Genomic DNA, 13,023 nt, shown 5'->3' on the forward strand with positions numbered 1-13,023 from the left:
AGTATGTCAAAGAAAAATAAACATAAAGAAGGCTACTGGCTGGCGCTGTTTGCCACCTTTTTGGCCTTTGTGGTTGTTGGACTGGGGGCTTATACACGCCTGGTTCATGCCGGGCTGGGTTGCCCGGACTGGCCCGGCTGTTATGGTTTTTTAACCGTGCCTGTCTCTGAACACGCCATCGCTGTTGCGACAGAGCGATTTCCTGACGCGCCGGTGGATGTAGCAAAAGGGTGGGCAGAAATGGTACACCGTTACGTTGCCGGACTGCTGATGCTGGTTGTCTTGGTGCTGACATATCGGTTATTTAAACACCGTCATAAGCAGGGACAGCCTGGAAAACTGCCGTTTGTCATTCTTGGATTAATCATTCTTCAAGCGGCTTTTGGTATGTGGACCGTAACATTAAAGCTATGGCCTCAGGTCGTCGCGGCACACCTGCTTGGTGGATTTGCGACAGTGAGTTTATTGTTTTTATTAACCATGCGACTGTCGGACTCTAACTGGAAACAGTTGCCGCCCACCTGGCGATTATTACGATTACGGCGCTGGGCGCGGGCCGGACTGGCTCTGGTGATTGCGCAAATTGCACTTGGGGGTTGGACCAGCGCTAACTACGCGGCACTGGCTTGTCCAGACTTGCCCATGTGTCAGGGACAGTGGTGGCCCGAAACCAACTTTGAAAAGGGCTTTAAGTTTGATCATGCCATCGGCCCCAATTACCTGGGCGGCAAGCTGGATTCAGCCGCCAGAACCGCAATTCATCTGACCCACCGCATAGGGGCAATCTTCGTTTTTGTTGTCCTGGCAGGCATGCTGCTGATTGCCAGTAGCTATGCCAGGGGAGTGGCCATCGTTGAGCGACAGAGTGTACGTCAATTATCGCTATTTATTCTATTGGCGTTGATACTTCAGGTTCTGCTGGGCATCAGTAATGTACATTGGCACCTGCCACTGTTTATTGCCGTAGCACATAACATTGGTGGAGCCTTATTGCTTTTATCGATGGTCATATTTAACTACCGTCTAAGCGACTTGGTTGACAAGGATGTAAAAGGTCCAATCTATGAATAAAAATAAAACGGCTTTAGCCCTTGAACACAACGCTACTTCAGGGGCTAGCTGGAGAGATTATATTGAATTAACCAAGCCCCGTGTTGTCGCGTTAATGCTATTAACATCATGGATTGGTATGTGTCTGGCAACACCTGGGTGGGTGCCGCTGGATGTTGTAGTGTTTGGCAATCTGGGTATTGCCCTTTGCGCGGGCTCGGCTGCTGTCATCAATCATATTGTTGACAGGCGTATTGATACACTCATGGCAAGAACACAGAAACGACCAATAGCGGGAGGACGTGTGGAGCCGTTGCAGGCTTTTCTGTTTGCCCTGGTGATCGGCACCGTGGGCATGGTAATGCTCATGGTACTCATTAATCCGTTAACGGCCTGGCTCACCCTCGCTTCATTACTGGGTTATGCTGTCATTTATACGTCGTTGTTAAAACGCGCTACACCACAAAATATTGTGATTGGCGGGATAGCCGGTGCTGCGCCGCCATTATTGGGTTGGACAGCAGTAACGGGGCACTTTGAAGGGCATGCATTACTGCTGGTGTTGATTATTTTTGCCTGGACACCACCGCACTTCTGGGCACTGGCGATTCATCGGCGGGATGATTATGTTAAAGCGAATATTCCGATGCTGCCAGTCACACACGGTATTCAATACACGAAACTGCACATTGTGCTGTATACCATTATTCTTCAGATTGTAAGTCTTTTGCCGTTTATTACCGGAATGAGTGGTCTTATTTATCTGACAGGTTCTGTCGTTTTAGGAGCACGCTTTTTCTATTGGTCAATCGTTCTGATGAAAGACAGTAAGCCTGATGCAGCCATGAGTACGTTTAAATTTTCAATCATTTATTTAATGCTGCTGTTTGTTGTACTGCTGGTTGATCACTACGCCTTTTATTTGTGGGTCTGACACCCTGCAACAGGCTTTTTCCGGGGGAATATTGAACCGATGAATAATACAAACAAGGCCATAAAAAAAACGGTATTTGCACTACTGGCAGTGATTGCCGTGATACTCGGGGGAACAGTTTATAAATACCTGAACAAGCCCCCGCTGACAAAAGAGCAACTTCAGGGCATGGGGGCAATAGTATTTGATACCCCGCGTAGCTTCAATGTTACGGGTCTGGTTAACCACAGAGGACAGCCCTTCACTAAAGAAAGCCTGACGGGTAATTGGACGATAATGTATTTTGGCTACACCTTTTGCCCGGATATCTGCCCTGCCACTTTGGGGCAACTCAACAAAATGGACAAACGACTCAAGGAAACCCATCCAGAGCTGGCAGCGAAAATCCATTACGTAATGGTCACTGTTGACCCTGCCCGCGATACCGTTGAGAAACTCAGTGGCTACGTACCCTACTTTAATCCTGATTTTGTCGGACTTACCGGAGGAATAAAAGCGATTTATGATTTGACGCAGCAATTAAATGTGGCTTTTACACCGGTAACAAACCCCAAAGATGCGTTTTACTTGGTTGACCATAGTGCCAATTTGGCCATCATTAATCCCAAAGGAGACCACCACGGGTTTATCCGACCGCCGCTGGACTCAACACGGATAATCACGATAATCCAGGCAATGGATGAATTATTCTAGGAGGCTGACCGAGAATAGCGCCCTTAGCGAGGATTGCGAGAAATTGAGGATAAAATTCCTGCTTCTGAGGAGAATAGCGGGGCTATTTGATGAAGAAGCAGGAATTTTTAGACCAATTTATCGCAACCGCAGTAGGGCAGTCTATTCTCGGTCAGCCTCCTTGGGTAATAAGTGTATTTTCCCAGTTACCTTTCGTCCAAGACAATTTATAATGAGCGCGAAAGCTCTCTACACCTGGACCCCATCCCCATGCTCCACACGAACTGCTATGGGTGGTGACAGGTCCAGAAACCGCAACCATTAATTTGCCATTTTTCGAAAAAATCTCTGTATCTTTAACAACTGTAGAATGCATCTTATTAAAATCTTCCTTACACGAACTTGCATAGACATTCGAGGCTGCCCACAGTATCAAAGCGGGAAGGCTAAAATAGAGGATACTCTTTTTCATGCCAGACTCCGGTGTAAAGCGATGAAAATTGAAGGTATAAAGTCTAAATATAGGCGTTTGCTGTGTGAACCCAAATCAGCAACCTGTACTCGCCTTGGTGAATTTTAGTGAATTGAGTGATATATCCCATGACAGCGTTGAATAAAGCAAAATCCTCTCTACGATAAAATGAGCCTAAAGGAAGCCCTTGTTTCCAGAATCAAATGGGCCTGTGCATTGTCCCTTTCGTCCATGGGCAGAGGATGAAAATCATCATGCACACACGGTTAATCAAAAGCCTCGAACAAGTAAAAATCCTCCTTTCTCAAGTCGGCTTTATCGCCTGAATGGGAGCCGAAAGATCGATGTTATCAGTGGGTTAAAAACACGCTTGCTCATTGTCAAAATAGCCCTTTAAAGCCACAGCAGTGTGAGCCACTACCAAATTAACGTTGAAATGAACACGACTAAATGACTAGAAAACTGCCCTGCTATCTCCTGGTGGCGACAAGCGTCTGCCCCCAGTGACCTCTCGTCCAAGACAATGAATAAGTAACCCCCTTTGAACCTGGCCCCTTTGCCCCTCCACCACACTGATTGCCTCTGGTGGTAGCAGGGCCAAAAACCGAACAGATCACAGCATCCTTTTTCACAAACATGCAACCATGTTTGTCAGTGACGTTATATATTGCACTCAAATCTTTCTTACATGAACTCGCGTAAACATTCGAAGCTGCCCACAGCATCAGCGCGGGAAGGCTAAAATAGAGGATATTTTTTTTCATACCAGACTCCAATGAAAAGAGATGAAAAGAGATGAAAAGAGATGGAAAGAGATAAAAAGCGGCGCTATGCAGGCTAAATATAGGCGCTACTCTTTAAGAAGGCAAAGTCGTCACTATAGAAGCCCTTGTTTCCAGTATGAAAGAACCTGTGCATTCGGTTCTATCACCCATGATTAAGGGCTGAAAATCATCATGAACACACGGTTAATCAAAGCGCTCAAACAAGTGAAAACCTTCCTTTCTCAAGCCGACTTTATCGAACCGTGTGGGAGTCGAAAGATTCACGTTATCCAGTGGGATCGGAGGCGATAATTGTAGACCTCCAGTCACCTCTCTCCCAAGACAAACTATAAGAAAGATTATATGGGCCTTTTCCCCTTGCCTCACAAGACTCATCGCCATTGCTGGTGGCAAAGTCATAAATCTTCTTAATCTTAATACCATTTTTTGTCATCACGTAACCAGTGATTTGAATGGATACTCTCATGTCACCAATATCTTCATTACACGAACTTGCGTAGACATTCGTGGCTGCCCACATTATCAAGGCAGGAAGGCTAAAATAGAGGATGCATTTTTTCATACCAAACTCCGATATAAAGCAATACCAGGTGGAAGCGTATAGAATAAACACAGACGTTGCTGCTACCCATTAACGGCGACAAGTGTAGACTTCCAGTTACCTCTCGTCCAAGACAAACGATAAGAAAGACGATAATAACGAACCCATGGGCTTACTCCCCATGCTTTACAAGACTCAGCGCCACTGCTGGTGATAGGGCCAAAAAGCCGATTAATCCTAATTCTATTTATTACAATACCGCGGACAGTTTTTGATGCTTAAAGCCGACGGCTGCCAAAGGCACGAAGGTGTATCGTTATTTTATGGTAACTCACGCCTACCGTTGAGTTACTATAAAATCATCCCCTTGAGTTGTAGACCTTGTAGCATCAGGCACCAGACTGTCTAAAACTGTCCGCAGTATTGTTATTAAAGACAGGGTATGTGGCGATAAGTGTATCGTTCCAGCTACCTCTCTTCCAAGACAAGTTATAAGAAAAACGACGAAGCATATTTGGACTAGTTCCCACTGCGCCACACGACTCAGCACCACGGCTGGTAATAGGGCCAAAAAGCTGAATAATCGCAATTCCATTTATTGAAAACAGGATACGATCGCCCTTAATGGAATTACGCATTTCATTAAAATCTCGCTGACACTTACTTGCTGCATAGACATTCGAGACTGCCCACGGTATCAGGGCAGGAAGGATAAAACAGAGGATATTTTTTTTCATACCAGACTCCAATGAAAAGAGATGAAAAGAGATGAAAAGTGGCGCTATGCAGACTAAATATAGGCGCTACTATTTAAGAAGGCAAAGTCGTCTCTAATACAGAAGCCCTTGTTTCCAGTATGAAAGAACCTGTGCATTCGGTTCTATCACCCATGATTAAAGGATGAAAATCATCACGAACACACGGTTAATAACCCCCCCAAACAAGCGAGAACCTTCTTTTCTCAAGCCGACTTTATCGAATGTGTGGGAGCCGAAAGATTCATGGTATCAGTGGGTTGAAAAGACACTCGCTCATTGTCGATATAGCCGTTTAAACCGGACAGGTGTATGACCCACTGCCCAGTCAACATTGAATTGACTTGTCTGTATTGTCAGAGAACAGCCCTGCTAACCCTCGAGGCGGTAAGTGTGCGCCCCCAGTGACCTCTCTCCCAAGACAATGCAAAACGAATATGAGAACTACTTGACTTCCTTCCCGATGCATGACACTTCCCACCACTGTAGGTGACAGGGCCAAAAACCTCAGTGAGGATAACATCATTTTTTGTACTCACCCAACCATCTCTGAAAATGGTCATCGTCATAGCATGAAGACCTTGCTGACACGTACTTTCTGCATAGACGTTCGAGGCTGCCCACAGTATCAGGGCAGGAAGGCTAAAATAGAGGATGCATTTTTTCATACCAAACTCCGATATAAAGCAATAAAAAGTGGCGGTATGCGGGATAAACGTAGACGTTGCTTTAGTGAATTGACTTGTCGGTACTGTCAGAAAACAGCCCTGCTACCACTCAGTAGCCCAGTGGCGATAAGTGTATGCCTCCAGCTACCTCTCTTCCAAGACAAGTTATAAGAATAAGCACGAGACATATTTGAACTATGCCCCTTTGCGCCACACGACTCAGCGCCACTGCTGGTGACAGGGCCAAAAAGCTGCTTAATGCTAACGCCATTTTTTGAAGACAGGGTATTTGGCGATAAGTGTATCCCTCCAGTTACCTCTCTTCCAATACAAACGATAAAAATTAATACAATGATGAACCCGTGGGCCTTCTCCCTTTGCGCCACAAGACTCAGCGCCACGGCTGGTGGCAGGGCCAAAAAGCTGATTAATGCTAACGCCATTTTTTGAAGACAGGGTATGATGGCTCTTAATGAAATTACACATTTCATTAAAATCTCCCTGACACGTACTTGTTGCATAGACGTTCGAGGTTGCCCACATTATCAGGGCAGGAAGGCTGAAATAGAGGGCGTATTTTTTCATACCAAACTCCGATATAAAGCAATACCAAGTGGCGGTATGCGAGACAAACGTAGACGTTGCTATTTATTGAATGGACTTGTCGGTATTATCAGAAAACAGTCCTGCTAGTAATTAGCGATAAGCGTAGCCCTCCAGTTACCTCTCTCCCAGGACAATGCAAAACGAGGTTGAAAAAAACTTGCCTCCCTTCCCCATGCACGACACTTCCCACCACTGTAGGTGACAGGGCCAGACACCTCACTGAGAACAACATGATTATTCGTCTCCATGTAACCCCAGTGACTAGTGACTCTGTCTATTCTATTAAAATCTTGCTGACATGAACTTGCATAGACATTCGAGGCTGCCCACAGTATCAGGGCAGGAAGGCTGAAATAGAGGGTGTATTTTTTCATACCAAACTCCGATATAAAGCAATAAAAAATGGCGGTATGCGAGATAAACGTAGACGTTGCTTTAGTGAATTGACTTGTCGGTACTGTCAGAAAACAGCCCTGCTACCACTCAGTGGCCCATTGGCCCAGCGGCCATAAGTGTATCATCCCCCCAGTTACCCATCTTCCAAGACAATTTATAAGAATAACGATGAAAACAATTTGGACTATTTCCCACTGCGCCACACGAGTCAGCGCCACGGCTGGTAATAGGGCCAAAAAGCTGAATAATCGCAATTCCATTTATTGAAAACAGGATACGATCGCCCTTAATGGAATTACGCATTTCATTAAAATCTCGCTGACACGTACTTGCTGCATAGACATTCGAGGCTGCCCACAGTATCAGGGCAGCAAGGCTAAAACAGAGGATATTTTTTTCATACCAGACTCCAATGAAAAGAGATGAAAAGAGATGAAATGAGATAAAAAGTGGAACTATGCAGACTAAATATAGGCGCTACTATTTAAGAAGGCAAAGTCGTCTCTAATACAGAAGCCCTTGTTTCCAGTATGAAAGAACCTGTGCATTCGGTTCTATCACCCATGATTAAAGGATGAAAATCATCACGAACACACGGTTAATAAAAACCCCCAAACAAGCGAGAACCTTCTTTTCTCAAGCCGGCTTTATCGAATGTGTGGGAGCCGAAAGATTCATGGTATCAGTGGGTTGAAAAGGCAGTCGCTCATTGTCGATATAGCCGTTTAAACCGGACAGGTGTATGACCCACTGCCCAGTCAACATTGAATGACTTGCCTGTATTGTCAGAAAACTGCCCTGTTACCACTCAGTGGAGGGGGTGGCAAAGTGGCAATAAGTGTAGCCCTCCACTTACCTCTCTTCCAAGACAATTTATAATAACAATAATGCATAAGATTTATAGGGAACCCCCCTGCGCCACACGACTCATCGCCAACGCTGGTGACAGGGCCATAAACATCACCAATCTTAAAACCATATTTTGTAGTCACGTAACCATCTGTGTAAATGACTTCTCTCATTGCATTAAAATCTTCCTTGCAAGAACTTGCATAGCCATTCGAAGCTGCCCACATTATCAGCGCAGGAAGGCTGAAATAGAGGATATATTTTTTCATACCAAACTCCAGTGTAGAGCAATGAAAGTTGGAGGTATGCGGGATAAACGTAGACGTTGCTTTATTGAATTGACTTGTCCGTACTGTCAGAAAACAGCCCCGCTACCCGTAATTAGCGATAAGTGTAGCCCTCCAGTTACCTCTCTCCCAGGACAATGCAAAACGAGTCTGAAAAATACTTGGCTCCTTTCCCCATGCACGACACTTCCCGCCACTGTAGGTGACAGGGCCAGACACCTCACTGAGAACAACATGATTATTCGTCTCCATGTAACCCCAGTGACTAGTGACCCTGTCTATTCTATTAAAATCTTGCTGACATGAATTTGCATAGACGTTCGAGGTTGCCCACAGTATCAGGGCGGGAAGGCTGAAATAGAGGGTGTATTTTTTCATACCAAACTCCGATATAAAGCAATACCAGGTGGAAGCGTATAGAATAAACACAGACGTTGGCTGCTACCCCTTAACGGCGATAAGCGTAGACTTCCAGTTACCTCTCTTCCAAGACAAACGATAAAAATTAACACAATGATGAGCCCATGGGCTTTCTCCCCCCGCGCCACACGACTCAGCGCTACGGCTGGTGACAGGGCCAAAAAGCCGATTAATCCTAATTCCATTTTTTGAAGACAGGGTATTATCTCTCATAATGACAATACTCATTTTATGGAAATCTTCCTTACACGAACTTGCGCAGACATTCGAAGCTGCCCACATTATCAGCGCAGGAAGGCTGAAATAGAGGATGTTTTTTTTCATACCAAACTCGGATATAAAGCAATGCCAAGTGGAAGCGTATAGAATAAACAAAGGCATTGCTATTTATTGAATTGACTTGTCGGTATTATCAGAAAACAGCCCTGCTACCACTCAGTGGCCCAGTGGCCCAGCGGCCATAAGTGTATCCCTCCAGTTACCCATCACCCAAGACAATTTATAAGAATAACGATGAAACGAACTTGAACTATTTCCCGCTGCGCCACACGCCTCAGCGCCCATGGTGTCGACAGGGCCAAAAAGCTGACTAATCTCAATTCCATTTTTTGTAGACAGGGTATGTTTGCTCTTAATGACATTAGACATTGCATTAAAATCCTCCTGACACGTACTTGCGTAGACGTTCGAGGTTGCCCACAGTATCAGGGCAGGAAGGCTGAAATAGAGGATGTATTTTTTCATATTAAACTCCGATATAAAGCAATAAAAAGTGAAGGTGTACAGGGTAAACATAGACGCTGTTATTTAATAAGGCAACGCCTTGTCCACTATGAAATGAGCCTGAAAGAAGCCCTTGTTTCCAGTATGAAATGGGCCTGTGCGTTCTGGCTCTGTCAGCCATGATTAAAGGATGAAAATCATTACGAACACACGGTTAATCAAAACCCTTAAATAAGTGAAAGCCTTCCTTTTCTCAAACCGACTTTATCGAACCGTGTGGGAGTCGAAAGATTGATGTTATCAGTGGGTTGAAAAGGCAGTCGCTCATTGTCGATATAGCCGTTTAAACCGGACAGGAGTACGACCCACTGCCCAGCCAACATTGGGTCTACTTGTCTGTATTGTCAGAAAACAGCCCACTATTACTTGAGGCGACAAGTGTATCCTCCCAGTTACCTCTCTTCCAAGATAAGTCATACTGATGAAGATTTTTTTCAGAAAAACCTCTCCCCACTCCCAATGAGCCACACACCTCAGGGTCACGGCTGATGACAGTGCCAAGAACCTTACTAATCAAAATACCATTTTCCGTAGTCAGCCAATGGTACCTACTGCTGTCAATGGCTTTGCGCATTGCATTAACATCTCCCTGACAAGTACTTGCCGCATAGACGTTCGAGGCTGCCCACAGCATCAGGGCAGGAAGGCTCAAATAAAGAATGTATTTTTTCATACCAGACTCCAGTGTAAAGCAATACCAAGGTGAGTTGTACGGGATGACGATGGAGAAAATTAAGCGTTTCGCGACACCCTCTTCACGTCGGGGAGGGTGTCAACACTTGTTCAGGCACATTTCAGGATAGAAAATACCGCATAGACTTGCAGCATGACAAAATCGTCATGATTCATGACACATGCTTTTTAAAACGAGTCTCCCGGTTCCGTTGGTACTGCCTTTTCATTACGGGAGTTAGAAAAGGCCGCTGGTATAACCACGGTAAGCGCTGACAAATATCGAACCGGGCGGCACAACCGTAGCGTAGTTAAAAGAATTGAGTATTAATTACTTAAGTTCAAGTATGGCATCCACCTCTACAGGGACACCTTTTGGCAACGCCTTCACACCAACAGCAGCACGTGCCGGATAGGGTTCGGTGAAATATTCAGCCATCACCTCATTAACGGCCGCAAAGTTGCTCAGGTCGGTCAGGTAAATAGTCACTTTCGCCGCATCTGACAGGGTACCACTTGCGGCTTCCGCGACAGCCTTCAGGTTTTCAAAGCAACGGCGAGTTTGCGCTTTAAAGTCACCGGCTTCAAGCGCCATGGTTTCGGGAACAAGGGGGATCTGGCCGGAAATATACACAGTGGTGCCAGCTTTTACGGCTTGTGAATAAGTGCCAATGGCTAAGGGAGCTTTTTCCGTGTGAATAATCTGCCGGTTGCTCATATGGACTACCACTTATTTATTAGAGAAAGGCTCTGATACTAGAGCGGGAGCGGCTATACGTCAACAATCGCTGACAATGAGATAACGCAACCCGATTAATTGGTGGCATTTTCACTACCTGTGGCCTGAGTTCCAGATAGCGGCTACGCCATAACGTCGACGATGAGCCTGTCGGACTTAGAAGCAGTGTTAAAAGTCAGTAGGGCGAGCTTCAAAAAAAACGTTAAGTTAATTTTTTAACCCAACGATTCAGGCCTCTCTTAACCGTGTAATAGAGTGTATGCCTTTAATCCGCCTTAATCGCTTGATCACTGTTGCCAGATGCAAGCGGTCACGGACACTGACAAGCAGCTGAACCTGAGAGCAGGAAGCATCTTTTGCTTCCAGGTTAATGCTTTCGATATTCCCTTCCATATCGGTAACACTGGTCGCTATAAGGGCAATCATACCACGCTGCGGCTCAAGCTCTACCTGTAACCCAACAGTAAACTCTCCCCTGACATCCTTATCCCAAACCACCTCCAGAATTTTCTCGGGGTTATAGCGAATATCAGCTATGTTGTTACAACTGTCAGTATGAATCACGATACCCCGGCCAGAACTTACGCGCCCCACAACAGGGTCGCCCGGTATCGGATAACAACAACGGGCAAAACTGATAACCATGCCTTCAGTTCCCTGAATCGACAAGGGCGCTTCAGGCTGAGGGCTTTCAAGCCGGCTTTTCTGTTCAGCACCCGTATAGGGGTCAGCAAAGAGCCTTGCTGTGACATAAGCCATTCGCTTGCCCAACCCTATTTCTTCCAGTAGCGCCTCCATGCTCTCAACCTCCAGCTGGGCAATGCGTTGCTCAATGGTTTGCTGAGCGATACTGCCCAAAGAGGCATTAAAACTCATCAGGGCGTTATTCAAAAGTCGCTGTCCCAGGGCAATGGATTCACTGTGTTGCTGATTTTTCAGCAACAGACGAATATTAGAGCGAGCTTTACCGGTTATGACAAAATTCAGCCAGGAAACATTGGGCCTTGCCCCTGCTGCTGTGACAATTTCAATGGTTTGCCCACTTTGAAGGGGCTGGCTGAGTGAGGCCAGTCGTTTATCAATACGACAGGCGACGCAAGCATTACCCACATCCGTATGAATAGCGTAGGCAAAATCAACGGCTGTCGCCCCTTTCGGTAGCTGAAAGATATGGCCCTTGGGCGAGAAGACGTAAATCTCATCCGGGAATAAATCAATTTTCACATTTTCGATAAATTCCAGGGAGCTTCCCGCATTTCGCTGCATCTCCAGCACACCTTTTAGCCATTGGCGAGTACGGGCATGGCTGCCGGACAGGGCTTCATCATCATTTTTATACAACCAGTGAGCGGCAATGCCATTGTTGGCCATATCTTCCATTTCCTGGGTGCGAATCTGAATTTCAATGGGAACACCGTGCAAGCCAAATAGCGTGGTGTGCAGTGACTGATAGCCATTCGCTTTGGGAATCGCAATGTAGTCTTTAAAACGCCCGGGAATCGGTTTATACAGGTTATGGCTGATACCCAGCGCCCGATAACAGCCATCAATACTATCGACGATAATGCGAAAGGCAAACATGTCCATGATTTCAGAAAACGACTTACGCTGATTACGCATTTTCTGGTAAATGCTGTACAGGTGTTTTTCCCGACCAACAACACGGCCATTGAGCCCCTCGTCCTCAAGACGGGCCGCTATCGCTTTTTGTAACTGGCAGAGAAGGTTTTTCTGATTACCCCGTGCCCGTTGAACAGCCCGGTGAATCAGTCGGGAGCGCATGGGGTACATGGCAGAGAAGCCAAGATCCTCAAGCTCAATACGCAACGTGTGCATACCCAGCCGGTTGGCAATGGGCACGTAAATGTCGAGCGTTTCTTTTGCGATACGAGAGCGTTTATCAGCGCGCAAAACACCGAGAGTCCGCATGTTATGCAGCCGATCAGCCAGCTTAACCAGAATCACACGAATATCGCGTGCCATGGCCAGCGCCATTTTCTGGAAATTTTCTGCTTGTGCCAGCGTTTTGTTTTCAAACTGGATGTGGGTCAGCTTGCTGACGCCATCGACCAGGTTAGCGACCACCTCGCCAAACTGAGCCTGAATCGCTTTTTTTTCAATCCCTGTATCTTCAATAACATCGTGAAGCATGGCAGCCATCAGGCTGGCATGATCCATATGCATGTCAGCCAGAATAGAGGCGACCTCCAGTGGGTGGGTGACATACGGCTCACCACTACGACGGGTTTGACCATCATGGGCCTGCTCCGCAAAATAGTATGCCCGGCGAACAAGGTTAACCTGCTCAGTACTCAGATAGGACTTCAGGCAGTTGGCAAACTCATCGATGGTCAGCAAACCCCGCTCCTCCCGTGCAGATTACAACTGGCCTCA

General features: G+C 46.1%; 16 protein-coding genes. 3 read left to right on the forward strand and 13 right to left on the reverse strand.

Going from position 1 to position 13,023, the window contains the following annotated elements:
• The first annotated feature begins 3 nt into the window (after positions 1 to 3).
• From V4C51_RS02450 to V4C51_RS02460, 3 genes are read left to right on the forward strand one after another with little or no spacing between them, the layout of a single operon-like run.
• A complete protein-coding gene (locus tag V4C51_RS02450) occupies positions 4 to 1,071 on the forward strand; it encodes a COX15/CtaA family protein (protein ID WP_330924537.1) in 1,068 nt (355 codons plus the stop codon).
• Positions 1,064 to 1,984 (forward strand): heme o synthase, encoded by a 921-nt coding sequence (gene cyoE, locus V4C51_RS02455; protein WP_330924538.1) that lies wholly within the window; start codon positions 1,064 to 1,066, stop codon positions 1,982 to 1,984. Before V4C51_RS02450 ends, cyoE begins: the two co-directional genes overlap by 8 nt.
• 39 nt (positions 1,985 to 2,023) lie before the next feature.
• A complete protein-coding gene (locus V4C51_RS02460; RefSeq protein WP_330924539.1) occupies positions 2,024 to 2,677 on the forward strand; it encodes an SCO family protein in 654 nt (217 codons plus the stop codon).
• Between the two features lie 151 nt (positions 2,678 to 2,828).
• On the opposite strand, the gene V4C51_RS02465 is transcribed toward V4C51_RS02460, so the two are convergent.
• The 13 genes from V4C51_RS02465 to spoT form a co-directional block, all read right to left on the reverse strand.
• On the reverse strand, positions 2,829 to 3,128 hold the full coding sequence (locus V4C51_RS02465; RefSeq protein ID WP_330924540.1) for a hypothetical protein: 300 nt from the start codon (positions 3,126 to 3,128) through the stop codon (positions 2,829 to 2,831).
• 470 nt (positions 3,129 to 3,598) lie between these two features.
• Positions 3,599 to 3,892, reverse strand: a complete 294-nt coding sequence (locus tag V4C51_RS02470) for a hypothetical protein (protein WP_330924541.1) — start codon at positions 3,890 to 3,892, stop codon at positions 3,599 to 3,601.
• A gap of 286 nt (positions 3,893 to 4,178) precedes the next feature.
• A complete protein-coding gene (locus tag V4C51_RS02475; protein WP_330924542.1) occupies positions 4,179 to 4,475 on the reverse strand; it encodes a hypothetical protein in 297 nt (98 codons plus the stop codon).
• 368 nt (positions 4,476 to 4,843) lie between these two features.
• Entirely contained in the window at positions 4,844 to 5,191 is a 348-nt protein-coding gene (locus V4C51_RS02480) for a hypothetical protein (RefSeq protein ID WP_330924543.1), read from the reverse strand.
• Positions 5,192 to 5,565: 374 nt separating this feature from the next.
• Positions 5,566 to 5,877 (reverse strand): hypothetical protein, encoded by a 312-nt coding sequence (locus tag V4C51_RS02485; protein WP_330924544.1) that lies wholly within the window; start codon positions 5,875 to 5,877, stop codon positions 5,566 to 5,568.
• A gap of 261 nt (positions 5,878 to 6,138) precedes the next feature.
• Positions 6,139 to 6,462, reverse strand: coding sequence for a hypothetical protein (locus tag V4C51_RS02490; protein ID WP_330924545.1), 324 nt, complete (start codon positions 6,460 to 6,462; stop codon positions 6,139 to 6,141).
• 104 nt (positions 6,463 to 6,566) lie between these two features.
• Positions 6,567 to 6,857 (reverse strand): hypothetical protein, encoded by a 291-nt coding sequence (locus V4C51_RS02495; RefSeq protein WP_330924546.1) that lies wholly within the window; start codon positions 6,855 to 6,857, stop codon positions 6,567 to 6,569.
• Between the two features lie 807 nt (positions 6,858 to 7,664).
• Positions 7,665 to 7,997 (reverse strand): hypothetical protein, encoded by a 333-nt coding sequence (locus V4C51_RS02500; protein ID WP_330924547.1) that lies wholly within the window; start codon positions 7,995 to 7,997, stop codon positions 7,665 to 7,667.
• A gap of 102 nt (positions 7,998 to 8,099) precedes the next feature.
• Positions 8,100 to 8,393: a hypothetical protein gene (locus tag V4C51_RS02505; RefSeq protein WP_330924548.1), complete on the reverse strand. Its 294-nt coding sequence runs from the start codon at positions 8,391 to 8,393 to the stop codon at positions 8,100 to 8,102.
• A gap of 477 nt (positions 8,394 to 8,870) precedes the next feature.
• Positions 8,871 to 9,179, reverse strand: a complete 309-nt coding sequence (locus tag V4C51_RS02510; protein WP_330924549.1) for a hypothetical protein — start codon at positions 9,177 to 9,179, stop codon at positions 8,871 to 8,873.
• Positions 9,180 to 9,546: 367 nt separating this feature from the next.
• Positions 9,547 to 9,891 (reverse strand): hypothetical protein, encoded by a 345-nt coding sequence (locus tag V4C51_RS02515; RefSeq protein WP_330924550.1) that lies wholly within the window; start codon positions 9,889 to 9,891, stop codon positions 9,547 to 9,549.
• A 330-nt stretch (positions 9,892 to 10,221) separates the two neighbouring features.
• Complete coding sequence (locus tag V4C51_RS02520; protein ID WP_330924551.1) at positions 10,222 to 10,608, reverse strand: RidA family protein; 387 nt, start codon at positions 10,606 to 10,608, stop codon at positions 10,222 to 10,224.
• Positions 10,609 to 10,857: 249 nt separating this feature from the next.
• On the reverse strand, positions 10,858 to 12,987 hold the full coding sequence (gene spoT, locus V4C51_RS02525) for a bifunctional GTP diphosphokinase/guanosine-3',5'-bis pyrophosphate 3'-pyrophosphohydrolase (RefSeq protein ID WP_330924552.1): 2,130 nt from the start codon (positions 12,985 to 12,987) through the stop codon (positions 10,858 to 10,860).
• Positions 12,988 to 13,023 lie beyond the last annotated feature (36 nt).

Source organism: Candidatus Sororendozoicomonas aggregata, from assembly GCF_031528575.1.
GTDB lineage: Bacteria > Pseudomonadota > Gammaproteobacteria > Pseudomonadales > Endozoicomonadaceae > Endonucleibacter > Endonucleibacter aggregata.